The 25,003-nt window shown below is 70.1% G+C and carries 23 protein-coding genes; 6 read left to right on the forward strand and 17 right to left on the reverse strand.

What is annotated here, in order from left to right:
* Position 1: 1 nt before the first annotated feature.
* The 11 genes from nuoH to mqnC all read right to left on the reverse strand — a co-directional run bounded on the left by nuoH (position 2) and on the right by mqnC (position 13,370).
* Positions 2–1,351: an NADH-quinone oxidoreductase subunit NuoH gene (nuoH, locus tag O7610_RS19505; protein WP_123607125.1), complete on the reverse strand. Its 1,350-nt coding sequence runs from the start codon at positions 1,349–1,351 to the stop codon at positions 2–4.
* On the reverse strand, positions 1,348–3,834 hold the full coding sequence (locus O7610_RS19510; protein WP_281567197.1) for an NADH-quinone oxidoreductase subunit G: 2,487 nt from the start codon (positions 3,832–3,834) through the stop codon (positions 1,348–1,350). Before O7610_RS19510 ends, nuoH begins: the two co-directional genes overlap by 4 nt.
* Positions 3,834–5,186 carry an NADH-quinone oxidoreductase subunit NuoF gene (gene nuoF, locus O7610_RS19515; protein ID WP_281552098.1) on the reverse strand — a complete coding sequence of 451 codons (1,353 nt, stop codon included), beginning with the start codon at positions 5,184–5,186 and terminating at the stop codon, positions 3,834–3,836. Before nuoF ends, O7610_RS19510 begins: the two co-directional genes overlap by 1 nt.
* Positions 5,183–6,181, reverse strand: coding sequence for an NADH-quinone oxidoreductase subunit NuoE (gene nuoE / locus O7610_RS19520; protein ID WP_281555748.1), 999 nt, complete (start codon positions 6,179–6,181; stop codon positions 5,183–5,185). Before nuoE ends, nuoF begins: the two co-directional genes overlap by 4 nt.
* A complete protein-coding gene (locus O7610_RS19525; RefSeq protein WP_281552099.1) occupies positions 6,178–7,500 on the reverse strand; it encodes an NADH-quinone oxidoreductase subunit D in 1,323 nt (440 codons plus the stop codon). Before O7610_RS19525 ends, nuoE begins: the two co-directional genes overlap by 4 nt.
* Positions 7,497–8,243, reverse strand: a complete 747-nt coding sequence (locus tag O7610_RS19530; RefSeq protein ID WP_281552100.1) for an NADH-quinone oxidoreductase subunit C — start codon at positions 8,241–8,243, stop codon at positions 7,497–7,499. The genes O7610_RS19525 and O7610_RS19530 overlap by 4 nt, the downstream gene beginning before the upstream one ends.
* Before the next feature lie 31 nt (positions 8,244–8,274).
* Entirely contained in the window at positions 8,275–8,952 is a 678-nt protein-coding gene (locus O7610_RS19535; protein ID WP_123607119.1) for a NuoB/complex I 20 kDa subunit family protein, read from the reverse strand.
* Positions 8,953–8,962: 10 nt separating this feature from the next.
* A complete protein-coding gene (locus O7610_RS19540; RefSeq protein ID WP_123607118.1) occupies positions 8,963–9,328 on the reverse strand; it encodes an NADH-quinone oxidoreductase subunit A in 366 nt (121 codons plus the stop codon).
* 137 nt (positions 9,329–9,465) lie between these two features.
* Complete coding sequence (locus tag O7610_RS19545; protein ID WP_281552101.1) at positions 9,466–10,737, reverse strand: geranylgeranyl reductase family protein; 1,272 nt, start codon at positions 10,735–10,737, stop codon at positions 9,466–9,468.
* A 266-nt stretch (positions 10,738–11,003) separates the two neighbouring features.
* Positions 11,004–11,705 carry a demethylmenaquinone methyltransferase gene (locus O7610_RS19550; RefSeq protein WP_281567500.1) on the reverse strand — a complete coding sequence of 234 codons (702 nt, stop codon included), beginning with the start codon at positions 11,703–11,705 and terminating at the stop codon, positions 11,004–11,006.
* 474 nt (positions 11,706–12,179) lie between these two features.
* Positions 12,180–13,370, reverse strand: coding sequence for a cyclic dehypoxanthinyl futalosine synthase (gene mqnC, locus O7610_RS19555; protein ID WP_281552102.1), 1,191 nt, complete (start codon positions 13,368–13,370; stop codon positions 12,180–12,182).
* Between the two features lie 17 nt (positions 13,371–13,387).
* Between mqnC and O7610_RS19560 the strand changes: the two genes are divergently transcribed.
* The 4 genes from O7610_RS19560 (at position 13,388) to O7610_RS19575 (ending at position 17,366) form a co-directional block, all read left to right on the forward strand.
* A complete protein-coding gene (locus O7610_RS19560; protein ID WP_281567196.1) occupies positions 13,388–14,848 on the forward strand; it encodes a phospholipid carrier-dependent glycosyltransferase in 1,461 nt (486 codons plus the stop codon).
* Positions 14,849–15,198: 350 nt separating this feature from the next.
* Positions 15,199–15,387 carry a hypothetical protein gene (locus O7610_RS19565; protein ID WP_281552104.1) on the forward strand — a complete coding sequence of 63 codons (189 nt, stop codon included), beginning with the start codon at positions 15,199–15,201 and terminating at the stop codon, positions 15,385–15,387.
* Positions 15,388–15,533: 146 nt separating this feature from the next.
* On the forward strand, positions 15,534–16,805 hold the full coding sequence (locus tag O7610_RS19570) for a glycosyltransferase (protein ID WP_281552105.1): 1,272 nt from the start codon (positions 15,534–15,536) through the stop codon (positions 16,803–16,805).
* Between the two features lie 15 nt (positions 16,806–16,820).
* Entirely contained in the window at positions 16,821–17,366 is a 546-nt protein-coding gene (locus O7610_RS19575; protein WP_281567194.1) for a P-loop NTPase family protein, read from the forward strand.
* Between the two features lie 27 nt (positions 17,367–17,393).
* Here the strand turns inward: O7610_RS19575 and paaE are convergent, their stop codons facing one another.
* Genes paaE through paaA form a run of 5 tightly spaced genes read right to left on the reverse strand, consistent with a single transcriptional unit; the run spans position 17,394 to position 21,361 of the window.
* Positions 17,394–18,557 carry a 1,2-phenylacetyl-CoA epoxidase subunit PaaE gene (paaE, locus tag O7610_RS19580; protein WP_281552107.1) on the reverse strand — a complete coding sequence of 388 codons (1,164 nt, stop codon included), beginning with the start codon at positions 18,555–18,557 and terminating at the stop codon, positions 17,394–17,396.
* Entirely contained in the window at positions 18,557–19,108 is a 552-nt protein-coding gene (gene paaD / locus O7610_RS19585; RefSeq protein WP_281552108.1) for a 1,2-phenylacetyl-CoA epoxidase subunit PaaD, read from the reverse strand. The genes paaE and paaD overlap by 1 nt, the downstream gene beginning before the upstream one ends.
* Positions 19,102–19,887, reverse strand: coding sequence for a 1,2-phenylacetyl-CoA epoxidase subunit PaaC (gene paaC, locus O7610_RS19590; protein ID WP_281552109.1), 786 nt, complete (start codon positions 19,885–19,887; stop codon positions 19,102–19,104). The genes paaD and paaC overlap by 7 nt, the downstream gene beginning before the upstream one ends.
* Positions 19,884–20,186: a 1,2-phenylacetyl-CoA epoxidase subunit PaaB gene (paaB, locus tag O7610_RS19595; RefSeq protein ID WP_281552110.1), complete on the reverse strand. Its 303-nt coding sequence runs from the start codon at positions 20,184–20,186 to the stop codon at positions 19,884–19,886. The genes paaC and paaB overlap by 4 nt, the downstream gene beginning before the upstream one ends.
* Complete coding sequence (paaA, locus tag O7610_RS19600; RefSeq protein WP_281552111.1) at positions 20,183–21,361, reverse strand: 1,2-phenylacetyl-CoA epoxidase subunit PaaA; 1,179 nt, start codon at positions 21,359–21,361, stop codon at positions 20,183–20,185. Before paaA ends, paaB begins: the two co-directional genes overlap by 4 nt.
* 410 nt (positions 21,362–21,771) lie before the next feature.
* Here paaA and O7610_RS19605 point away from each other — a divergent pair, with 410 nt between their 5' ends.
* Both O7610_RS19605 and O7610_RS19610 read left to right on the forward strand, forming a co-directional pair.
* Positions 21,772–22,758, forward strand: a complete 987-nt coding sequence (locus O7610_RS19605; RefSeq protein ID WP_281567190.1) for a serine hydrolase — start codon at positions 21,772–21,774, stop codon at positions 22,756–22,758.
* A gap of 1 nt (position 22,759) precedes the next feature.
* Complete coding sequence (locus O7610_RS19610; RefSeq protein ID WP_281552113.1) at positions 22,760–23,854, forward strand: YML083C domain-containing protein; 1,095 nt, start codon at positions 22,760–22,762, stop codon at positions 23,852–23,854.
* A gap of 30 nt (positions 23,855–23,884) precedes the next feature.
* Here the strand turns inward: O7610_RS19610 and O7610_RS19615 are convergent, their stop codons facing one another.
* Positions 23,885–24,757: a menaquinone biosynthetic enzyme MqnA/MqnD family protein gene (locus O7610_RS19615; RefSeq protein ID WP_289211497.1), complete on the reverse strand. Its 873-nt coding sequence runs from the start codon at positions 24,755–24,757 to the stop codon at positions 23,885–23,887.
* Between the last annotated feature and the right edge of the window lie 246 nt (positions 24,758–25,003).

Here is a 25,003-nt window from a genome sequence, read left to right on the forward strand (position 1 = left end):
GTCACACCTCCTTGTCGTCGGTGGCGGGACCGACCTGGGCCGGTTCCCGTTCGGCTACCGCCCGCTTGGCCCGCGGGCTGGGCGGGACCTGCAGGTCCATCGGGGGCAGCGGGAAGCTGCCCGGTGGCCGGGAGTCGACCTGCTCCTGCAGGGTCGGCGCCGGCCGCTCCTTGCGCGTCGGCCAGAAGATCACCACGGCGAGCAGGATGGCGACCGGGATACCGATCGCGATCAGCCGGTCGTTGCGCTCCCAGCCGCTGGTCACCCGGATTCCGCCGAGGGCCAGAATCCAGGCCAGGTTGATCGGCAGCAGCACCTTCCAGCCGAACCGCATGAACTGGTCGTAGCGCAGCCGGGGCAGGGTGCCGCGGAGCCAGACGAAAACGAAGATCAGCGCGATGACCTTGCCCATGAACCAGAGCATCGGCCACCAGCCGCTGTTCGCCCCGTCCCAGATGCTGATCGGCCAGGGGGCCCGCCAGCCGCCGAGGAACAGTGTCACCGTCACCGCCGACATGGTCACCATGGCGACGTACTCGGAGAGCATGAACAGCGCGAACTTCAGCGAGCTGTACTCGGTCATGTACCCGGCGACCAGCTCGGACTCCGCCTCGGGCAGATCGAACGGCGCCCGGTTGGTCTCCGCCACCGCAGCGATGAAGAAGATGATGAAGCTGGGCAGCAGCAGGATCGCGTACCAGCCCGGGGCGTACAGGTCGAACCCGCCGATCGAGGTGAACAGGTCACCGCCGGACTGGGCGGCGACGATCCCGCTGGTCGACATGGTGCCGGCGGTCATGAAGACGCCGACCACCGACAACCCGAGCGCGATCTCGTACGAGATCACCTGCGCCGTCGAGCGCAGACCACCGAGCAGCGGGTACGTCGACCCGGACGCCCAGCCGCCGAGCACCAGCCCGTACACGCCCATCGACGAGCAGGCCAGCAGCACCAGCACCGCCACCGGCACGTCGGTGACCTGCAGCGGGGTCCGGGTGCCGAAGATGCTCACCATCGGGCCGAACGGGATCACCGACAGCGCGGTGACCGCGCAGATCACCGAGATGGTCGGGGCGAAGAAGTAGACCACCTTGTCCGACGCCTTGGGGAGGATGTCCTCCTTGAAGGCCATCTTCAGCCCGTCGGCCAGGGTCTGCAGCAGGCCGAACGGGCCGGCCTGGTTGGGGCCGGGACGGACCTGCATCCGGCCGACCACCCGCCGCTCGAACCAGACCCCGAGCAGGGTGCCCAGCAGCCCGAACACGAAGGCGAAGACCACCTTGATCAGGATCAGCCACCAGGGGTCCAGCCCGAAGTCGGACAGCGTCGGTTCCTGTGCCAGTGGGTTCACCGCAGACCCCCTAGGTTCGGGTTCGTCGCGCCGTTGTGGCTGACCCGGACCACTGATCCGGAGACCGCGCCGAGGCTGCGGCGCACCGTCGAGCCGGGCGAGTTCGTAGGTAGCCAGACCACCCCGTCGGGCAGCAGGTCGGTGACCGCCGCCGGCAGGGTGACCGCGCCCCGGTCGGTGCCGACGGTGACCGGATCCCCGTCGGCCACCCCGAGCGCCCCGGCCAGCGACTTGGCCAGCCGGACCACCGGCGGCCGCGCGGTGCCGCCCAGGTAGGGGTCGCCGTCGGTGAGGCTGCCGAGGTCGATCAGGTGGTGCCAGGTGGCCAGCACCGCCTCGCCGGCACCCGGGCTGGCCGGTGCCGTCGGGTCAACCAGCGGGAGCCCGGGACGCTGCGCCTTGGTGGCCGGCAGCGCGCCCAGCTCCCGGCGGATCAGGTTGACCTCGCCGGTGCCGAGTGCCACACCGAGCTGAGCGGCGAGCGCATCGAGCACCCGGGAGTCGGCCATGGCGGTGGTGGTCAGCACCGCTTCGAAGGTGCGCAGCCGGCCCTCCCAGTCGAGGTAGCTGCCGGCCTTCTCCACCGCCGGTGCCACCGGCAGGACCACGTCCGCGCGGCGGGTCACCGCGCTGTGCCGGATCTCCAGGCTGACCAGGAACGGCACCGCGTCGAGGGCCTGCTCGGCGAGCCGCGGGTCGGCCAGGTCGGCCGGGTCGACCCCGGCGACGACCAGCGCGCCGATCTTGCCGGCGGCGGTCGCCGCGACGATCGCGTCGACGTCGCGGCCCGGCTCGGACGGGATGGTCCCGGCACCGATGTCCCAGGCCCCGGTCAGCTCCGCCCGGGCCGCCGCGTCGGCGACCGGACGACCGCCGGGCAGCAGGTTCGGCAGGCAGCCGGCGTCGACCGCGCCCCGGTCACCGGCCCGACGCGGCACCCAGGCCAGCTTCGCGCCGGCCCGCTCGGCGACCGCGCCGGCGGCCGACAACCCACCGGGTACGGTGGCCAGCCGCTCGCCGACGAACAGGATCGCGCCGGACCGACCGAGCGCCTCGGTGACCGCGCGGTCCTCGGTGAGCAGCCGCGCCTCGTCGCCGGGCACGGTCGGCACCAACGTGGCGCCCAGCTTCTCCAGGCCGCGGCTCAGATACGGGGCCAGGGCGATCACCCGCAGCCCTTTCTTGCTGTACGCCTTGCGCAGCCGCAGGAAGAGGATCGGGCACTCCTCCTCCGGCTCCAGCCCGGCGACCACCACCACCGGGGCCCGCTCGACGTCGGCGTAGGTGACGTCGGAGGCGCCGGCCACCCGGGCGGCCAGGAAGTCGGCCTCCTCGGTGGAGCCGGCGGCACCGGTGACCGGCCGGGCCCGGAAGTCGATGTCGTTGGTGCGCAGCGCCACCCGGGCGAACTTGGCGTACGCGTACGCGTCCTCGACGGTGAGCCGACCGCCGGTGAGCACCCCGACGCCGTACGCCCCGTCGCGGGCGTTGCGCAGCCCGTCGGCGGCGACCGCCAGGGCCTCGCTCCAGGACGCCTCCCGCAGCTCACCGGTGTCGGCGTCGCGGACCAGCGGGGTGGTGAGCCGGTCGGTGGCGGTGGCGTAGCGGAACCCCCACCGGCCCTTGTCGCAGTTCCACTCCTCGTTGACCGCCGGGTCGTCGCCGGCCAGCCGACGCATCACCTTGCCGCGCCGGTGGTCGGTTCGCTGCGCGCAACCGGCCGAGCAGTGCTCACAGACGCTCGGCGAGGAGACCAGGTCGAACGGGCGGGCCCGGAACCGGTACTGGGCACCGGTGAGCGCGCCGACCGGGCAGATCTGCACCGTGTTGCCGGAAAAGTAGGAGTTGAACGGCACGTCACCGTCGCCCTCACCGTCCGGCGCCGGCACGGCGCCGAACGCCTCGTCCCGGTAGACGTTGATCTGCTCGCCGGAGGAGCGGTCCATCAGGTCGATGAAGGCGTCGCCGGCAATCTCCTCGGAGAACCGGGTGCAGCGCTGGCAGAGCACGCAGCGCTCCCGGTCCAGCAGCACCTGGGTGGAGATCTCGACGGGCTTCGGGTACTCCCGCTTGTGCTCGTGGAACCGGGAGTCCGGCCGGCCGGTGGACATCGCCTGGTTCTGCAGCGGACACTCGCCGCCCTTGTCGCACATCGGGCAGTCGAGCGGGTGGTTGACCAGCAGCAGCTCCATGATCCCCTGCTGGGCCTTCTTGGCCACCTCGGAGGTGAGCTGGGTGCGGACCACCATGCCGTCGGCGACCGTCTGGGTGCAGGAGGCGACGGGTTTGCGCTGCCCCTCCACGTCGACCAGACACTGCCGGCAGGCGCCGGCCGGGGCGAGTAGCGGGTGGTCGCAGAACCGGGGGATCTCGATGCCCAGCTTCTCGGCGACCCGGATCAGCAGGGCGCCCTTGGGCGCGGTGACCTCGACGCCGTCGATGGTCAACGTCACCGTCTCGGTGGCTTTCGCTACGTCACTCATCAGTGGGCCCCCACCAGAGTCTTCTCCGACAGCTTCGGTGCCGTGCGGCCCTCGATGTAGTCGAGGTAGTCCTGCTTGAAGTACTTCAGCGAGGAGGTCACCGAGCTGGTCGCGCCGTCGCCGAGGCCACAGAACGAGCGGCCGAGGATGTTGTCGCAGGTGTCGAGCAGGGTGTCCAGGTCCTCGTGGGTGCCCTGGCCGGCCAGGATCCGCCGGAAGACCCGCACCATCCAGTAGTTGCCCTCCCGGCACGGGGTGCACTTGCCGCACGACTCGTGGTGGTAGAACTCCAGCCACCGGTAGGTGGCGTACACCGGGCAGTCCTGGTCGGAGAAGATCTGGGTGGCGGTGGTGCCGAGGATCGAGCCGGCGCCGGCCACCCCTTCGAAGTCCAGTGGTACGTCCAGGTGCTCGGCGGTGAGCAGCGGGGTCGACGAACCGCCCGGCGTCCAGAACCGCAGCTCGTGACCGGGCTGCATGCCGCCGGCCAGCTCGATCAGCTCGCGCAGGGTGATGCCCATCGAGCACTCGTACTGCCCCGGGTTGGCGATCCGGCCGGAGAGCGAGTAGATCATCGGGCCGGACGACTTCTCCGTACCCATGCTCTTCCACCAGGCGGCGCCGCCGAGCACGATGTACGGCACGCTGGAGATGGTGCCGACGTTGTTGACCACCGTCGGGCAGGCGTACAGGCCGTGGGTGGCCGGGAACGGCGGACGCAGCCGGGGCTGGCCACGGAACCCTTCGAGGGAGTCCAGCAGCGCCGTCTCCTCGCCGCAGATGTAGGCACCCGCGCCGCTGTGCACCACCAGGTCCAGATCGAACCCGGAGCCGAGGATGTCCGTGCCGAGGTAGCCGGCCCGGTACGCCTCGTCGACCGCGTTGCGCAGCCGCCGGGCGGCGTGCACCGCCTCACCGCGGATGTAGATGTAGGCGCGGCTGGCCCGGATCGCGTACGAGGCGATGATGACGCCTTCGACCAGCGAGTGCGGGTCGTACATCATCAGCGGCAGGTCCTTGCAGGTGCCCGGCTCGCCCTCGTCGGCGTTGACCACCAGGTAGTGCGGCTTGCCGTCGCCCTGCGGAATGAACCCCCACTTGAGGCCGGTGGGGAAGCCGGCACCGCCCCGACCACGCAGCCCGGAGTCCTTGATCAGCTTGATCAGGTCGTCCGGGTGCACCGGGTCGGCGCCGCGACCCCGGCCGTCCGGCGTACCGGTCAGCACCTTGCGCAGCGCGGCGTAGCCGTCGAGCTGCTGGTAGACGTCGATCTTCCAGGCGTCCGGTGACAGCCAACGCTTGGTCAGCACCGGGGTCAGCTTCTGCAGAGTTTCCTGTCGCGGCTGGGTCATCGGGTGCCCTCCTCGCTGCGCGCGTCCCGCAGCGACCCGCGCTGTGGCTGCGAGTTGTCGCCGGCCGGTTTGGCGTCACCGGCGGGCGGGTTGGCGGCGGCGCCGGCCGACTCGGCGGCCTCGGCGTCGCTGTCCGGCTCGGCCCGGTCGGTCGGCACGGTGGTGCCGGGGGCGTCCGGGGCCGGGGTCTTCGCGTCCGGGGCGCGGGTCTCGGCGGCCCGGATCTCCGGCGACTTGGCCTGCGGTGCCTTGACGTCCGGCGCGGTGCTGCCGGTCGCCGCCGGCGCCGGCCGGCTGGGTGCCGGGGCGGGGGTGTCGCCGCTGATCGGCGTGTTCGGGTCGAAGCCGGCGACCGAGACGCCGTGCTGCTGGGCCAGCCGCAGGCCGCGCAGCGTGGCATCGCCGGCCGGACCGTCGGCGACCGCGCCCTCGCGGGTGTCGGAGAAGCCGGCCAGCTGCAGCGACATCTCCTTCAGCGTGCACAGCCGGGCACCCCGGGTGGGTGCCGGGCGGCCGCCGGACTGCAGCTCGGCGACCACGCCGAGCGCGATGTCCGGGTCGACCTTGTCGAAGAAGTCGTAGTTGACGGTCATCACCGGGCCGTAGTCGCAGGCGGCCAGGCACTCGGCGTGCTCCAGGGTGATGGTGCCGTCGGCGGTGGTCTCCTCGTGGCCGACGCCGAGGTGCTCGCTGAGCGCGTCGTAGACCCGCTGGCCGCCGAGTACGTCGCACATGGTGTTGGTGCAGACGCTGACCAGCCAGTCGCCGGTGGGCCGGCGCTTGTACATGGTGTAGAAGGTGGCGACCGCGCTGACCTGGGCCTTGTTGATGCCCAGCTGTTCGGCGCAGAACTCGACGCCGGCCGGCGAGACGTAGCCCTCCTCGGACTGCACCAGGTGCAGCAGCGGCAGCAGTGCCGACCGGGAGCGGTCCGCCGGGTAGCGGGCGATGATTTCCCGGGCCCGGTCGTGCGTTTCCTGACTGAAGCCCATCAGCGGTCACACCCACCCATCACGGGGTCCAACGAGGCGCCCCCGGCGATCACGTCGGCGAGCAGCCCGCCCTCGGCCATGGCCGGGATCGCCTGGAGGTTCACGAAGCTCGGTTCGCGGTAGTGCACCCGGTACGGTCTGGTCCCGCCGTCGGAGACGGCGTGCACGCCCAACTCGCCGCGGGGGGACTCGATGCCGACGTACACCTGGCCGGGCGGCACCCGGAAGCCCTCGGTCACCAGCTTGAAGTGGTGGATCAGCGACTCCATCGACTGACCCATGATCTTGGCGACGTGCTCCAGCGAGTTGCCCATGCCGTCCACGCCGATGGCCAGCTGCGCCGGCCAGGCGATCTTCTTGTCGGCGACCATGATCGGACCGGGCTTCAACCGGTCCAACGCCTGCTCGATAATCTTGAGCGACTCGCGCATCTCGGCCATCCGGACCAGGTAGCGGCCCCAGACGTCGGCGGTCGGCGTGGTCGGCACGTCGAACTCGTAGTCCTCGTAACCGCAGTACGGCATGGTCTTGCGCAGGTCCCAGGCCAGGCCGGCGGAGCGCAGCACCGGGCCGGTGACGCCCAGCGAGAGGCAACCGGTGACGTCGAGCACCCCGACGTTCTGCGTCCGCTCCAGCCAGATCGGCTGCCCGGAGAGCAGGTCCTCGTACTCCTTGAGCCGCTTCGGCATCACCTTGAGGAACTCACGGATCTTGGTGATCGCCTCGTCCGGCACGTCCTGGGCGACCCCGCCGGGCCGCACGTAGGCCATGTTCATCCGCAGCCCGGAGACCAGTTCGAAGATCTCCAGGATGTACTCGCGCTCCCGGAAGCAGTACAGCATGATCGAGATCGCGCCGAGCTCCAGGCCGGTGGTGCCCAGCCAGATCAGGTGCGAGGAGATCCGGTTGAGCTCCATCATCAGCACCCGGATGGTGTTCGCCCGCTCGGTGATGTCGTCGGTGATCCCGAGCAGCTTCTCCACCGCCAGGCTGTACGCCGTCTCGTTGAAGATCGGCGCCAGGTAGTCCATCCGGGTGACGAACGTGGTGCCCTGCACCCAGTTGCGGTACTCGAGGTTCTTCTCGATCCCGGTGTGCAGGTAGCCGACGACCGTCCGGGCCTCCCGGACGGTCTCCCCCTCCAGCTCCAGCACCAGCCGCAGCACCCCGTGGGTGGACGGGTGCTGCGGGCCCATGTTGACGATGATCCGCTCGTCGGTGAGCGGGTCCGTACCGCCGACCACGGTGTCCCAGTCGCCACCGGTGACGGTGAAGACCTTGCCCTCGTCGGTCTCGCGTTCGGTTGCGTATCCGGCCGTCATTGGTAGCTCCTCCGCTTGTCCGGCGGTGGGATCTCGGCGCCCTTGTACTCCACCGGGACGCCGCCCAGCGGGTAGTCCTTGCGCTGTGGGTGGCCCTCCCAGTCGTCCGGCATCAGGATCCGGGTCAGCGCCGGGTGGCCGTCGAAGACGACGCCGAACATGTCGTACGTCTCCCGTTCCTGCCAGTCGGCGGTCGGGTAGACGGCGGTGACGCTCGGCAGGTGCGGATCCTCGGCGGTGACCGCCGCCTCCAGCCGGACCCGACGCCGGTAGGTCATCGAGGTCAGCTGGTAGACGACGTGCAGCCGACGCTCGTCGGCACCCAGGTAGTCCGCCCCGGACACCGAGGAGCAGAGCTCGAAGCGCAGCGCCTCGTCGTCGCGCATCACCCGGCAGACCTCGGCGATCCGCTCCGGCTTGATGTGCAGGGTCAGCTCACCCCGGTCGACCACGACCTTCTCGATCGCGTCGGCGAAGGCCGGGTACGCCTCCTCAAGGGCGTCGCACACCTCGTCGAAGTAGCCGCCGTACGGCCGCTCGGTGCCGGCCACGCTGGCCCGGCGGCGGACCAGGCCGCCGAAGCCGGACGTGTCGCCGGAGCCCTGGATGCCGAACATGCCGCGGCCGGCTCCACTGGCCGGCGGGAACTCGGCCGGCGCGCCGCTGGTAGCCCCGACCGGCGGGGCGGCGGCGGGTACCCCGCCACCCGGCTGCTCACTGGGCGCGTTGGTCGGCCCGGTCACTGGATCGTCCTTTCGCTGGTCGACGCGGGAATCACTTCAGCCGCTCCCGGGCGTGCAGGTGGTTCTGGGCCTTCATCCAGTTCTCGATCCGCAACTGTTCCTCGCGGCCTTCCCGGACGGCCTGCTCCCACTCGGCCCGGCGGGCCTTGTCGGAGCGGTACGACGACGGCATCGCCCCGGGCGCGACCACCGGCACGTCACCGCGGGCCCGGCGGGCCTCCAGCATCTTGCGCCCGTTCGGGCCGAGTGGCTCGTGGCCGATCTTCTCCCGCAGCTTGAGGACCGCGTCGATGAGCATCTCCGGGCGGGGCGGGCAGCCGGGCAGGTACATGTCGACCGGCACCACGTGGTCCACGCCCTGCACGATGGCGTAGTTGTTGAACATGCCGCCGCTGGAGGCGCAGACCCCCATCGACAACACCCAGCGGGGCTCGGCCATCTGGTCGTAGATCTGCCGCAGCACCGGGGCCATCTTCTGACTGACCCGACCAGCCACGATCATCAGGTCCGCCTGCCGCGGCGAGGCCCGGAAGACCTCCATGCCCCAGCGACCCATGTCGTAGTGCGGAGCACCGGCCGCCATCATCTCGATCGCGCAGCAGGCCAGGCCGAAGGTCGCCCCCCAGACGGAGGTCTTGCGGGACCAGTTGACCAGCTTCTCCACCGAGGTGAGCAGTACGCCGGCGGGGAGTTTCTCCTCGATTCCCATGGTTCCTCCGTCAGTCCCAGTCGAGCCCGCCGCGCCGCCACTCGTACACGTAGGCGACCGAGACGGCGACGATGAACAGCGAGACCGCGACGTAGCCGAACGCGCCGAGCGGGTCCAGCGAGACCGCCCACGGGATCAGGAAGATGATCTCGATGTCGAAGATGATGAACATCATCGCGGTCAGATAGAACTTGATCGGGATCCGACCGCCGCCGACCGGCTCCGGGCTGGGCTCGATCCCACACTCGTACGCTTCGAGCTTGGCCCGGTTGTAGCGCAGCGGCCCGGCCAGCCGGGCGGCCGCCACCGAGAACAACGCGAAGGCCGAGGCGAGGGCGAACACCCCGACGATGGGTATGTAAGGCGAGAGTGACATGGGTTTCTCCTGCTCGTCCTTCCCTGCCCGCGGTCAGTTTCCAGCGATCTGTGATGTCTCCCGCCGGGACCGGGCGTCGTTGCCCCATCCTGGCGACTACTGCGGTGGGCCGACGGCCCGGGGTGCTGCCGGCGGCGTCACACGGCCGGAGCCACCTTGGTCATCGCGTTGATCATCCGGTCCATCGCGTCCCCGCCACGCGGATCGGTCAGGTTCGCCAGCAGCTTCAGCACGAACCGCATCAGTGTCGGATGCGGCATGCCGTGCTTGGTGGCGATTCGCATGATCTGTGGGTTGCCGATCATCTTCACGAAGATGTTGCCGAGCCGGTAGTAGCCCCCGTAGCGGGCCTTCAGCTCGTTCGGGTAGTGCGCCAGCGCCCGCTCCCGGTCGGCGCCGGCCGGCCGGGCCAACGCCTGCACCGCCACCTCGGCGGCGAGCTCACCGGACTCCATCGCGTACGCGATGCCTTCACCGTTGAACGGGTTGACCATACCGCCGGAGTCGCCGACCAGCAGGACTCCCCGGGTGTAGTGCGGGACCCGGTTGAAGCCCATCGGCAGTGCCGCGCCGAGGATCGGGCCGTCGGCGTTGGCCTCGTCGGCCAGCCCCCAGTCCGGTGGTGTGCTGCCCAGCCAGTCGGTGAGCATCCGCCGGTAGTTGGTCTTGCCGAAGGCGCTGGACGAGTTGAGTACGCCCAGGCCGACGTTGACCCGGCCGTCGCCCATGCCGAAGATCCAACCGTAGCCGGGCAGCAGTTTCTCGCCGCCCTCCCGGCTGCGCAGCTCCAGCCAGGACTCCAGGTACTCGTCCCGGTGCCGCACCGGCGACCGGTAGTACCGCCGGACCGCGACTCCGATCGGCCGGTCCTCGCGCTTGGCCAGCCCCATGGCGAGCGGGAACCGGCCGGAGACCCCGTCGGCGGCGACGATCAACGGGGCGTGGAAGGTGGCCGGCTGCTTGTCCGGGCCGACCTCGGCGGTCACGCCGATCGCCCGCCCGGTGGCGTCCAGCACCGGGGCCACCACGTTGGTGCCGGTGTGCAGCACCGCCCCCGCCTCGACCGCCTGCCTGGCCAGCAGATCGTCGAAGTCCAGCCGGGTTCGGACCAGGCCGTAGTTGGGGAAGCTGGCCAGGTCGGGCCAGTCGAGTTCGAGCCGGATGCCGCCGCCGATCACCCGCAGGCCACGGTTGTGCAGCCAGCCGGCCTCGGGCGAGGTGTCGACACCCAGCTTGATCAACTGCTTGACAGCGCGCGGCGTGAGCCCATCACCGCAGACCTTTTCCCGGGGAAACGTGGTCTTTTCCAGCAGGAGCACCCGTGCGCCGTGCCGGGCGAGGTGGAAGGCGGTCGCGGAACCGCCGGGGCCCGCCCCGACGACGATCACATCGGCTTCGGTCTCGCTCACAGCCACCTCCCGTTCGCCTCCCAGTCGCTCGTGAAATGCTTCACAAGCCGTCTCGCAGGTGAGTCTAGAACCGTTAACAGGGCGGCAATCGGTTAGGCGACCCTAACCCTGCGAGGTAGCGACCTCGGCGGGTGACCGACGACACGAAATCACCCATCGACGGACACCAAGCAGTGGCGGACCCGTCGCTCGCGCTCCCGGATCCGGCGTACGGCAGCACGGCACCGCTCCCCGATGACGTGGCGCTACGCCCGGGTCGCATGGCGCTACCGCCGGGTGGCGCGGTGCAGCGCCACGATCCCACCGGTGAGATTGCGCCACTGCGCCGACCGCCACCCCGCCGCCGCGATCCGCCCGGCGAGCGCCGCCTGGTCCGGCCACTGCCGGATTGACTCGGCCAGATAGACGTACGCATCCGGGTTGCTCGCCACCGCGCGGGCCACCGCCGGCAGCGACCGCATCAGATAGGACAGGTAGAGCGTCTGGAAGGCGGGACTGGTCGGCTGACTGAACTCGCACACCACCATCCGCCCGCCGGGCCGGGTCACCCGGGCCAGCTCGGCCAACGCGGCATCGGTGTCGACCACGTTGCGCAGGGCGAATGAGATCGTCACCGCGTCGAAGCTGGCGTCCCGGAACGGCAACGCCAGGGCGTCCCCGGCGAGCAGTGGCACCTGTGGACGGGCCCGGCGGCCGGCCCGCAGCATGCCGAGCGAGATGTCCGAACCGACGGCCCACACCCCGCCCCGGCCGAGTTCGGCGGTGGAGACTCCGGTGCCGGCACCGACGTCGAGCACCCGGTCGCCGGGAAGCAGGTCGAGCGCAGCGCGGGTGGCCCGGCGCCACCGCCGGTCCTGGCCGAAGGAGATCACCGTGTTGGTCAGGTCGTACCGGCCGGCCACGCCGTCGAACATCGCGGCGACCTCGGCCGGCTGCTTGTCCAGGCCGGCGCGGACCGGCGGCGGGATGTCAGTCACGCCCGACCACTTTGCCAGTCGCCCGTCCCGACCTGCGGCGCGGGGCCGGCGGCGAGGGTGACCGAGGCCACATACAGTACGGGCGAGGTGGGTTGAACCACCTCGCCCGTACTGCCGTGCGTTATGTAGACGGCCCCCTCGGACCGCTGGAGTACGGCTCCGGCGACCACCGCCATCAGGGGACGTGACCTGCGACGACCAAGGGGACGGCGTCGCGGCGCGAGCGGCTGCCGGAACGTTGTTGACGAGGACGTTAGCGGCCGACGGGAAGCTTCGCGCCCCTCGTGATCAACACGTTATGGCCTCTTGGCCTAAGGTTCGCGCCGCCTCGCCGCATCGACGGCACTGTGTGCCACGACCGGCCGATCACCAGCCCACCCGCCGGCCGACTGGGGCTGACTGGTCGGCCTCACCAGCCAGCCGATCGGACGAATCCGGGCCGGTCAGCGCACGGCCCCGGCCGGGTCAGTGCGCGTCGACCAGCGGCAGATCGCGGCGGGCCCCGCCGTTGGGCAACGCGATCGAGGAAAAGTGCGACACCACCCGCTCGTCGGTCGGGTCGTCCGCCGGATCGCGGTGGACGGCGAGATGGTGGTACTCGGTGTCCCGCTGGGCGGGGATCCGGCCCGCCGAGCGGATCATCCAGATCAGCTCGTGCAGGTTCGACCGGTGCCGGGCGCCGGCCGAGGAGATCACGTTCTCCTCCAACATGATCGAACCGAGATCGTCGACCCCCATGTGCAGCGCCAACTGGCCGACGTCCTTGCCGGTGGTCAGCCAGGACGCCTGCAGGTGCGCCACCTGGTCGAAGAAGAGCCGGGAGACCGCGATCATCCGCAGGTACTCCAGGGTCGTCGCCTGGGTGCGGCCCTTGAGATGGTTGTTCTCCGGCTGGTACGTCCAGGGGATGAACGCCCGGAAACCGCCGGTGGAGTCCTGGACGTCCCGGATCATCCGCAGATGTTCGATCCGCTCCGCGTTGGTCTCCCCGGTGCCCATCATCATCGTGGCGGTCGACTCGATGCCGTGCCGGTGCGCCAGCTCCATGACCTCCAGCCAGCGCGCCCCCGACTCCTTGAGCGGGGCGATCGCCCGCCGAGGGCGGTCCGGCAGCATCTCGGCGCCGGCACCGGCGATCGAGTCCAGCCCGGCGGCCTTGATCCGGGTGATCGCCTCGTCCAGCGAGACGTCGGACACCTTCGCCATGTGCAGGATCTCGCTCGGCCCGATCGAGTGGATCACCAACCGGGGGTACGCCGCCTTGACCGCGCCGAACAGCTGCTCGTAGTACTCCACCCCGAAATCGGGATGGTGGCCACCCTGGAGCATCACCTGGGTAGCGCCCAGCTCGACCGCCTCGCCGCAACGACGCAGAATCTCCTCAATCGGGTGGGCCCAGCCCTCGGCGTGCTTGGGCGCCCGGTAGAAAGCGCAAAAACGACACGCGGTGACGCAGACATTGGTGTAATTGATGTTGCGATCGATCAGATACGTCACGACGTTGTCCGGGTACCGGCGACGGCGCACCGCGTCCGCGGCCTCGCCGAGGGCGTGGAACGGCGCTTCGGTGTAGATCAGCAGCGCCTCCTCGGCGGAGATCCGCCCACCGTCGGCGCCACGCTGCAGGATGCTGTCGATCTCCCGGCTGGTAGTCACGCATGAAGCGTACTGCCATGTCGAGGGAGGGGCAGAGCGACCGGATGACGCCACTGCGCCGCCACCTGCCTCTGGTGATCCTGCTCGCCGCCGGTCTCGGACTGCGGATCGCCTACCTGGCCGCGTATCAGCCGGCGTTCTGGTTCCACGGCGACAGCGGCGAGTACCTGCTGATGCTGCAGCAGCCGCTGGAGCCGCACCCGAACCGGCCGATCGGCTACGTTCTGCTGCTGTCCGCGCTACAGCAGACCCGGACACTCGCCGCCGTCGCGGCCGTGCAGCACCTGCTCAGCCTGCTGCTCGCCGTCGCCCTGTACGCCCTGCTGCTGCGCCGGGGCGTGGCCCGCTGGCTGGCCACCCTGGCCGCCGTACCGCTGATCTTCGACTCCCTGGTCCTCACCATGGGTCACTACCTACTGCCTGACCTGATGTTCACGGTGCTGTTCGCCGCCGCGGTCGGGGCACTGCTCTGGTCGTCCCGACCCGGTCCGGTGGCGGCCGTTGTCTCCGGCGGGCTGATCGCCGTCGCCTGGGTGACCAAACCCACCGCGCTGCCGGTCGCCCTCCTGCTCGCCGGCTACCTGGTGGTACGTCGGGTCGGCTGGCGGCCGGTGCTGGGCTACCTGCTCGCCTTCGGCGTGCCGTACGTCATGGTGATGGTCTGGATCGGCGACCGGCAGAGCGTCTACAGCGCGCAGAGCGGCACCGCCCTGTACGGCCGGGCCGCGATGATCGCCGACTGCGACCGCATCGAACTGACCGACGAGGAGCGGGTCGCCTGCCCGGACCAGCCGCCGGGCCAGCGTTGGGACCGGGCCGATGCGTTCTTCTGGCGGCGGCCGGCCCGACTCGGCGACTGGGTCTACACGCCGGAGGGTGCCCAGGTGCTGACCAGCTTCTCCCGGTCGGTGATCAGTCAGCAGCCCGGCGACTACCTCGCGACGGTCGGCCGGGAGAGCGCGGCACACTTCGTCCCCGGTCTGTACCTCGGGCCGATGAACGAGTGCCTGCGGCAGCGGCTGGTGCCGCCGGTCCGGTTCCGCTCCGCCGACGTGCGGGTCGAGCAGAGCTGTCCGCCAGCCCAGGCGTCCACCGGATACCAGGCAGCGGTCGCCGAGCCGGTCGTCGCGGACCCGGCCACCCCGCTGACCCGGACACTGCACCAGTACGGCAGCTGGACCCGGGGCATCCCGGTGGTGCTGTCGTTGGCGGTGCTGCTGACCGTCGCGGCGCTGGCCGCCGGGCGGCGGGTCGCCGGCTGGATCCGGCTCGACACCGTACTGCTGGTGGTCGCCGGCCCAGGGCTGGCCGTGTTCACCGTGGCGATCGGCATGTACGAGCCCCGGTACGCGCTGCCGGCCCTGCCGCTGGCAGCGGTGGCCGCGGCCCTGGCCGCCCAGGGGCTGATCCACCGTCGACCGCTGGCCGGTGCTCCCGCTGTCGGCGGTTCGGCCAAGCAGAGCGGAACGATCGATTGACCGGCCGACTCGCAACTCGTATGGGCCAGGCCGCATAACGTGAACAAACCCGAGAATGAGTCACGAAGAGCATTCAGAAAAGCGATCGCAACGCAGATGAACTCACGTTTGTCTTGTGATCCCAAGGCGATGATGCATCTAGCGCTTTGTCGCCGACGCAACTACTCTTGGCTGCGGCCGAACAAGGCACCGCCCGGTTACCGCCTTCGGCCGGCATCACAACAGCCAGTCGGGTCTCCGTCTTCCATACCTCAACCGGACCCCCGTCCGGACGTGCCGCCGAATACCGATCTCGGCGAACCCTCGTGCGCAAAATCCCCCTATCCGCCCGCAGCCAAGGAGACAACGTCATGTCAGGTGATTCACTGCTGCGGACCGGCGCGAACCTTGCGGTCACCCTCGGTGGTGTGGCCGGTCTCGGGCAGCTCAGCCTGCCACTGCCACTCATGATGGCGGTCACCGCAGCAGTTATGATCATCATCGGAGCGGTTCTCATCCGGTTGTCGTTCCGTCGAGGTCGCTCCGCCGCCCATCGATGACCGCGACCCTCGTCAGGGGCCGGATCCTCACCGCCGCAGCATTCCTTCTGGCGGCAGTAGCGGTATGGGCGGCCCACCATGCGTTTGCAGCAATCGGATTACTCAGCGCAGGCAACGGGCATCAGTTCGCGGCGATCTACGTCCTGATGTACGGACTGCTGGTGTGGCAGCTGGGATTTGCCTACCTCAACCAGCCCTACCAGGTTGGCCCGGCCAGACAGCGGCTCCTCGACACGCTGGACGTGGCCGCGTTGGTCCCCGCGTACAACGAGGACCCGGCCGCGCTGCGCGCATGCCTCGAGTCCATGATCGGTCAACGACGACGGCCGCAGACGATCGTCGTGGTGGATGACGGTTCCACCACCGGCGACGTCGGGTACGCCGAGACCCGCATCTGGTTTCAGCGGGCAGCCAGCGACAGCGGCATCCGTCCGGTATGGCTGCGCCAGGACAATGCCGGCAAGAGACACGCGCAGGCAGCCGGGGTCGGCCAGGCGCCAGACGCGGATGTGTACTGGACGGTCGACTCGGACACGATCAGCGACCCGGAAACGCTCAACGAGCTACTCAAACCCCTCGCTGATCAGACGGTGCAGTCCGTCGCCGGGATCGTGATGGCAGCCAACGTTCACGCATCGTTCCTGACCCGGTTCACCGACCTGTGGTTCGTCACCGGCCAGCTGACCGATCGGTCCAGCCTGTCAGTGTTCGGCGCGGTCTGGGTCAACTCGGGGCCCATCGCCGTCTACCGAGGCCAGGTGATCCGCGACAATCTGGACAGCTATCTGCATGAAAGGTTCGCAGGACGTCGGGTGCCGTTCAGCGACGACTCGATGCTGACCCTGTTCGCCATGCTGCGCGGCCGAACTGTGCAACAGCCCAGCGCGTTCGCCTTCGCGCTGATGCCGGAGCAGACCGGCCACTTCCTGCGGATGTTCATCCGCTGGATGCGCGGATCGTTCATCCGGTCACTGTGGCGGATGCGATACCTGCCGTTGCGGTCGTGGGCGTACTGGCTACACCTGATTCGATGGGCGACGACTCTACTGTCCACCGCACTGTTCCTGACCATCGCGGTGGTACAACCGATCCGGGAGCCTTCGCTGGCCGCGTTACCCTGGCTCATCTGTGTGCCAATGGCGATCGGCTACGCACAGTGCCTCCGCTACCTGGCGATCCGCCGGTCCGACCAGTCGGCGGCGTACCAGTTGGGGACTTGGATGCTCGCCCCGGTCGCAGTGCTCTGGGCGATGCTGGTACTGCGCGCCGCCCGGTGGTACGGCGTGGTCACCTGCTGGAAGACCGGATGGGGCACCCGAAAGACGGTCGAGGTCACGTTGAGCGCCCCGTCGATTCCCGAGCAGCGGACCGCCCACGTCGAGCAGCCCTCCGGAGCCGGTGCCAAGGTGGTCTCCTGACGCTAGCCTGCATCCATGCGACGGGTGTCGGTCATGGGGGCACCAGGCTCAGGTAAGTCCACTCTGGCCGCCGAGTTGGCCGTACGGCTCGGTGTGCCGCACATCGAGTTGGACGCCCTGTTCCACCAGCAGGACTGGCAGCCGACACCGGAACCGGAGTTCCGGGAACGGGTGGCGGCCGCAGTCTCCGGCGACGGCTGGGTGGTGGACGGCAACTACTCGACGGTGCGCGACCTGATCTGGCGGCGAGTCGACACGGTGATCTGGTTCGACCTGCCGCGCCGGCAGGTGATGCAGCAGATCGTCCGACGTACGGTACGCCGCGCGGCGCACCGGGTGGAACTGTGGAACGGCAACCGGGAGCGCTGGTCGAACGTGTTCAGCCTTGATCCGGAAGAGTCGATCATCGTCTGGGCCTGGCAACAGCACGCCCGTTACCGGAGCCGCATCCAGGCCGCTTCGGTCGACCCCCGGTGGCGCCGGCTGCGGTTCGTCCGGCTCACCTCCCACCAGCAGGCCCGCCAACTGCTCGACCAGCTCGGTCGACGATCATCCCCGTGACGCCCGGCAGCCGTCGTGGCCAGCGCGTCAGGCGTCGTAGTCGACGGTGAGCGTCGGCGTGGTGGGCGCCGACTGGCAGGTCAGCACATAACCGTTGGCCACCTCGTCCGGCTCCAGGGCGTAGTTGCGGGCCATCGTCACCGCGCCGTCGACGACCTTCGCCCGGCAGGTCGAGCAGACCCCACCCTTGCAGGCGTACGGCAACTCGGACCGGACCCGCAGGGCCGCGTCGAGCACCCGCTCCCCCGGCCGCGTCCGCACCGTCGACGCCCGCCCGTCGAGCAGTACGGTCACCTCCGTACTGGTCACGTCCGCGCCGGTCACCTCGGTGCCGGCCGGATCGGTGCCTGGTGCCGCGTCGACATCGGTAACCGCGTCGGCGCCGGCCGGCGGCGCGTCCCCGGCGTGAAAGAGCTCGCTGTGTACGGCCTCGTCCGGCACGCCCCGCTCGGTGAGCACCTGCCGGGCCGTCATGACCAGCGCGTACGGCCCGCAGAGGAACCATTCGTCCACCTGGTGTCCCGGCACCACGGTGTCCAGCAGCCGGCCGAACCGGGCGGCGTCGATCCGCCCGGTGAGCAACTCCGCGTCCTGCGTCTCCCGGGACAGCACGTGCACCACCTGCAGCCGGTCCGGGTACCGGTCCTTCAGGTCGGCGATCTCGTCGGCGAACATCACGGTGTGCGCGGACCGGTTGCCGAAGACGAGCGTGAACCGGCTGCCCGGCTCGGTGGCCAACCCGGTGGCGAGCAGGGACAACACCGGCGTGATGCCGGAGCCGGCGGCCAGCGCGCCGTAGTACCGGCTACGGCCCGGTTCGAACTTGGTGGTGAAATGCCCGAGCGGCGGCATCACCTCCACGGTGGCCCCGGCGGCAAGCTGGCGCACCGCGTACCCGGAGAAGGCACCACCGGCGACGTGCCGCACGCCGATCCGCAGCCGGCCGTGGTCGGCGAGCTCCGCCGGGGTCGAGCAGATGGAGTACGAGCGGCGGATCTCCGGGCCGCCGGCCGGGTCGACCAGCCGTACGGTCAAGTGCTGTCCGGCCTGGAACCGGTACGCGTCGCGCAGCTCCGGTGGTACGGCGAAGGTGACCGCCACGGCGTCGGCGGTGAGCTGATCGACATCGGCGACCGGGAGGGGATGGAACACCGGGCGCCGTCGCGCCGGTCGACTGATCGTCACCGCCATCAGAACGCCTTCATCTGCTCGAACGGCTCGGTGCAGGCCAGGCACCGCCACAGCGCCTTGCAGGCCGTGGCACCGAATCGACTCAGCTGCTCGGTGCGCGGTGAGCCGCAGGCCGGGCAGCGAACGGTCACCGGCACCGGCACCGGACCGACGGTGGCCGGCGACGGTGGGGCGATCCCGGCGGCAACGAGCTTGCGTCGGCCAGCCTCGGTGATCCAGTCGGTGCTCCAGGCGGGCGCCAACTCGGTGACGACCGCGACGTCGGTGAAGCCGGACCGGTGCAGCGCCGCCCGGATCTCGCCCCGGATCAGCTCCATCGCCGGGCATCCACTGTAGGTGGGGGTGACCGTCACCCGGACAGCGCCGGTGGCCTCGGTGACCTCGACGGCGCGGAGAATGCCGAGCTCGGCGATGGTGAGTACGCGGATCTCCGGATCGACGACGGCTTCGACCGCCGCCCGGGCGGCCGAGCCGGTCCCACCAGCGGCCGAGCTGGCCCCACCACCAGCCGAGCTGAACCCGCCGGCTGCAGCGGGGGGTCCGGTCACCATCGCGCGCCTGGGTGGGCCCGGTGCACCACCTGCATCTCGGCCAGCAGGTACGACAGGTGTTCGGTGTGCCGACCCAGCCGACCGCCGCCGGGCCGCCAGCCGCCACCGTCGCCAGCGGCGGCGGCGGACCCGGTGCCGGCAGGCGCGGCCAGGGTGGCTTCGGCAAGGATCGGACCGATGACGGCGAGCCAGTCGGCCCGCAGGTCGGCGGGGCCACTGCCGGGCACCGGGGCGACCAGCTCATAGGTGTACGGCCAGAGTTCGTCGACCGCGTACTGCATGCGGCGGCGCGACTCCTCGGTGCCGTCGCCGAGCCGCAGGGTCCACAGCCGCGCGTGGTCGAGATGGTAGGTGGACTCCTTGGCCGCCTTGCCGGCGATCGCGGCGAGCCGCTGGTCGGCGCCGGCACTCAGCACGGCGTAGAGCCGGAGCTGGTACGCGGCGAGGAACAGCAGCTTGCCGATGGTCATCGCGTAGTCGTCGTCCGGCAGCTCCACCAGCAGGCAGTTGCGAAACTCCTGGTCGGAGCGGAGAAAGGCCAGGGTGTCCTCGGTGACCGGCTGGTCGGCCGGCGCGGCCGGCACCGCATCGGGGGTGAGCTGCTCGGCGGCGTACGACAGCAGCAGCCGGGCCACGCCGAGCTGGTCGAGCGCGATGTTGGTGAGCGCGACGTCCTCCTCCAGCTCGGGGGCACGGGCGCACCAGGCGGCCAGCCGCTGAGCGGTGATCAACGCGTCGTCGGCCCAGCAGAGCAGCTGGTCGGGGGGTGTCGTGGTCACAGGTGCTGCGCTCCGTCCGGCACCTGGTAGAAGGTCGGGTGCCGGTAGACCTTGTCGGCCGCCGGGTCGAAGAAGGCGTCCTTCTCGTCCGGGCTGGACGCGGTGATCGACTCCGCCGGTACCACCCAGATGGAGACACCTTCCTGCCGTCGGGTGTACAGGTCGCGGGCGTGCCGCAGGGCGAGCGCCGCGTCCGGCGCGTGCAGGCTACCGACGTGGGTGTGGGCGAGCCCGCGCCGGGACCGGATGAAGACCTCCCACAGCGGGGTGGGCGGGGTCCGGGCCGCTTCGCCGCTCATCCGGCCTCCGCTCCGACTGGCGGAGCGCCCACTCCGGCCGGCACGGTGCCGACCCCGGCCGGCACGGTGCTGGCTTTCCGCCGGCTGGCCTGCTTTTCGGCGTACGCCCGGGACGCCTCGCGGACCCAGCCGCCGGCGTCGTGCGCGGCCCGCCGGTGGGCAAGTCGCTGCCGGTTGCACGGCCCGTCGCCGCGGATCACCCGGAGCAGTTCGTCGTAGTCCGGCGGGGTGAAGTCGTACGCCTGACGCTGCTCGTTCCACCGTAGGCCGGGATCGGGCAGGGTGAGCCCGAGCGGGCCGACCTGCTGGACGCACATGTCCACGAAGCGTTGGCGCAGCTCGTCGTTGGAGAACCGTTTGATCTTCCATCGCATCGACTGGCCCGAATGGGTCGAGTCGGCGTCCGGCGGGCCGAACATCGCCAGCGACGGGAACCACCAGCGGTCCACCGCGTCCTGGGCCATCTGACGTTGGGCCGGTGTGCCGTGCGCGAGGGTGTGCAGGATCTCGTAGCCCTGCCGCTGATGGAACGACTCCTCCTTGCAGATGCGGATCATGGCGCGGGCGTACGGGCCGTATGAGCAACGGCACAGTGGGACCTGGTTGATGATCGCCGCACCGTCCACCAACCAACCGATCGCGCCGACGTCTGCCCAGGTGAGCGTGGGGTAGTTGAAGATGGAGCTGTACTTCTGCCGGCCGGCGAGCAGCAGGTCGAGCAACTCTTCCCGACTGACGCCCAGGGTTTCCGCCGCGGCGTACAGGTACAGCCCGTGGCCGGCCTCGTCCTGGACCTTTGCCAGCAGGATCGCCTTGCGGTGCAGGCTGGGCGCCCGGGTCAGCCAGTTGCCTTCGGGCTGCATGCCGATGATCTCGGAGTGCGCGTGCTGGGCGATCTGCCGGATCAGCGTGCGCCGGTAGCCGTCCGGCATCCAGTCGCGCGGCTCGATCTTCTGGTCGGCGTCGATCATCTCGGTGAAGTCCCGGTCGGGATCGGTCGAGCGGTCGGGATCACCCGGATCGTCCGGATCGGCCAGCTCGTCGGCGACGCGTGGACCGGGGATCCGGCCGCGTAGCGCCGCGGCGCGCAGGTCAGCTTCAGCGGCCTCGACCTCGTCGAGGATCCCGCCGCGGGCGCCACTCACCGTCTGGGCGTCGTCACCGTCCACCGACATAGTGTTACAAGAATCCCCAGTCGTAGCCAAGCCCTGTAACAGCTGTCGAAAAATCTTCACCGCCAGAGACCAAGTCGGGACAGCGAGCGATCAGCGACGCCTGGTGAATGTGATGCTTATCCACTTATCATCCTGAAAATACTCAACTAACTGGACGAACCATATCTATCCGACACCCATCCCCCGAGATCTCCGGCGCGCGAGGGCTGGCACTCCGAGATTCGCCCCGTAAACTGCCCAATGGCGCGGCGGCGACGACGTTCAAACCGGCCCACCTGACTCGCATCTGTCCGCAAAGAAACCCACAGTTACAGAAACACCTCGGTACCAGGACCTTCCCGGACCGACGCAAACCTGCCAGAGAGCACCGACGAGCTGAAATCATCGATTCACTCCCCGGAGCAGTCCCCATGAGTTCACGCGTGACACTCACTGTCGTGCTGGCAGCCCTGGTGGTCGGTGCCGTTCTGGTGGTCCCCGCCGCCTCGGCCCGGTTCCTCGGCGGGACCCGGCCGGACGCCAACCGGCCCGTCGACGAGCTGACCGATCCGCCCCTCGCCATGGCCGAGTCCCCCGGGCCTCCAGCCGTGCCGACGTTGCGGGCCGCAGCGGTCTCGGTCCCGGTCACCGGTTTCATGACCTGGGCGCTGCTGGACCGCGACAGCGGCGAGATCGGCGGCTCGGCCAACATGACCGAGACCAGCTCCACCGAATCGATGATCAAAATCTGGATCGTCGCGGACTACCTACGGCAGCTCGATGACGCCGAGCCTGATCCGGAAATTCTGCAGCTGGCCAGCCTGGCCATCCGCGACAGCGACGACCGGGCCACGGACCTGCTGTTCTACAGTGCCGGCGGCGAAGACGTGATCACCCGGATGATCAAGATGTGCGGCCTGCAGCAGACCCGGATGGTCGTGCCGCCGAAGGAGGACAACGTCTGGTGGAGCTACACCCAGATGTCCGCCCGCGATGCCGTGCTGATGGGCGAGTGCGTCAAGAACGGCACCGCCGCCGGCCCGTTGTGGACCGATTGGGTGCTCGACGAGATGTCTCAGGTGCGGGGCGGGATCGCCGCCTCCGAGCAGGAATCCACCTCCGGCGGTGGCCGCTGGGGCATCATCGATGGACTACCGGAGAGCCTGTTGCGGGAGTCGCCGGTCGGCATCAAGAACGGCTGGACGCTGATCTGGGCGGACGGCATGTGGCACCTCAACTGCCTGGCCGTGCACGACGACTGGATCCTCGCGGTGATGACTCGCTACCCGGGCCCTTACGGCCTCGAGTACGGGGCGGGCATCTGCCGCGAGGTGGCCCGGCAACTCGTCACCCCACACGCCGGCGCCGCCATCCAGCTGCCGGCCGAACTGCCGCTCCCGGCGACACCGGCCAACTGACATGCCACCCACCTCCTGGATATCGTCGACCCGCCGGCTGCGCCGGCTGTTCACCAGCGGACCGGGCCGGCTGATGGCCAGCCGACCCTCCCAGCTGGTGACCGGGCGGGCAGGCGGCGTAGCCCGGCACACCCGGGCCAGGTGGCGTACGCCGCTGATCGTGATCGGTCTGATCGCTCTGGCAGCCGCCGGCATCGCCGGGTCGCGGCTGGTTCCCGCCACGCCGTTGGCCGCCGCTGGTGAGCAGCCTGCCGACCGACAGGCCACCAACGGACGGGCCACCGACCAGCAGCCCAGCTGGCATCAACCGACGTCGAACCCGATGGCCGGCCCGAGCGAGAGCCCGACCCCGGAGCCCGACCCCACGCTGTCACCGCTGGCCGTCGCGCCGACCACGGTACAGCTGGACGGCATCGACGGCTGGTGGTCGTGGGCGATGCTCGACCAACGCACCGGCGAGATCCACGGATCGGCCAATCTGGCCGAGACCAGTACCACGGCGTCGCTGATCAAGGCGTGGATCGCCGCCGACTACCTGCGTACCTCGGCCGAAGCGGGCCGGTCGCCGAGCAACTTCCGGATGCAGCAGCTCGAGATCATGATCAGGGACAGCGACAACCAGGTCGCTGAGGAGCTGTGGCAGGAAATCGGCCGAACCGCAGCGACCGAGCGGATGATCCGGATCTGCGGGCTCACCGACAGCCGCAGCTCGACCGAGAACAGATGGAGCACCACCCGGCTCTCCCCCCGCGACGTGGCCCGGATCGGGGCGTGCATCGCCGATGGCCGGGCGGCCGGCGCCGAGTGGACCGACTGGCTGATGACCGAGATGCGCAGCGTACGCAGTCCAGGTGATTTCGGGGTGATCGAGGCATTCCCGGCAGACGAAGCCGATGGGATCGCCATCAAGAACGGCTGGGTGATCCGCGACGATGAGCAGAAGTGGCACGTCAACTGCCTGGCGATCGGCGACGGGTGGACCATCGGGGTGATGACCCGGTTCCCGGCCGACCGGCCCTTCACGTACGGCGGACAGACCTGCCGTGCGGTGGCGCAGCAGTTGCGGGCAGCGGCAACCACCTCGGCCGGCAGCTGAGCCATCCAGACGCGGTCAGGCAGGAAGAACTCAGGGCAGGAAGAACTCAGGGCCGGCAGACGGCAGTGCCGGGGCGGCACCCGACCGGGCCGCGCGGCGGGCGAACTCCCGCAGTCCGGCCACCTGCCGGTCACCGAGCGAAAAGTCCAACGCCCGGAAGTACGACGCCAGCGTCGGCGCGTCGAACGGCTCCCACCTGGCGGCGGCCCGTGCCACCGCGTCTAGCTCGGCGAGGCACAGGTCACGCGACCGCAGGAACGCCTGGTGGACCTCCTTGACCTGGCCGGGGTGGGCGGCGGCGAAGTCCCGGCGGACCGCCCAGACGGCGAAGACCATCGGCAGCCCGGTCCAGTCCCGCCACGCCTGCCCCAGATCGGTGACAGCCAGACCGCGCGCCGGCGCCTCGTGGCGGGCCCGCAATGCGACGTCGCCGATCAGCACGGCGGCGTCGGCCTCCAGCAGCATCTGGGTGACGTCCGGCGGGCAGGTGAAGTAGTTTGGTTCGACGCCGTACCGCTCGGCCAGCAGCATCCGGGCCAGCAGCACACCGGTACGCGAAGTGGAGCCGAGCGCCACCGGGCGGCCGGACAACTCGCCCAGTGGCCGGGTGGTGACGACGTTCACCGACAGCACCGGCCCGTCGCTACCTACCGCGATGTCCGGCAGCAGCAGGAACTGGTCGGCGTGCCGCAGGTACTCGACCAACGAGATCGGGCCGATGTCCAGGTCGCCAGCGACCAGGGCGGCTCCGAGCCGTTCCGGGGAGTCCTTGTGCAGGTCGACGTCGAGCAGCGCGCCGGAACGCATCAGCCCCCAGTAGATGGGCAGGCAGTTCAGGAACTGGATGTGCCCGACCCGTGGTCGGCGCAGCCCGCCGCCCTCACCCCCGTCACCGTGACTCATGATCTCCACGGTAGCCGTCGGGCAGTCGCCACGCCCGGCGGCGGCCCGGCCTGTGGCGCACCCCGCACCCCCGGGCACCCGTCGAACAGATCGCCCCGGCAACCCCGTCGCGCCGGCATAGCGGGGAAATCTGATTGACCCGCGACGGGCCAGGGGTAAAGTCGATGGCCGCTTGACGGCCGCGGTGAGTCGCACCGCAGCGGACGTCCCCCGCGCCGGGCACCGGCCGACCCGGTTCCGGACACG

It is taken from the genome of Solwaraspora sp. WMMA2065 (assembly GCF_030345075.1).
Taxonomy (GTDB): Bacteria; Actinomycetota; Actinomycetes; order Mycobacteriales; family Micromonosporaceae; genus Micromonospora_E.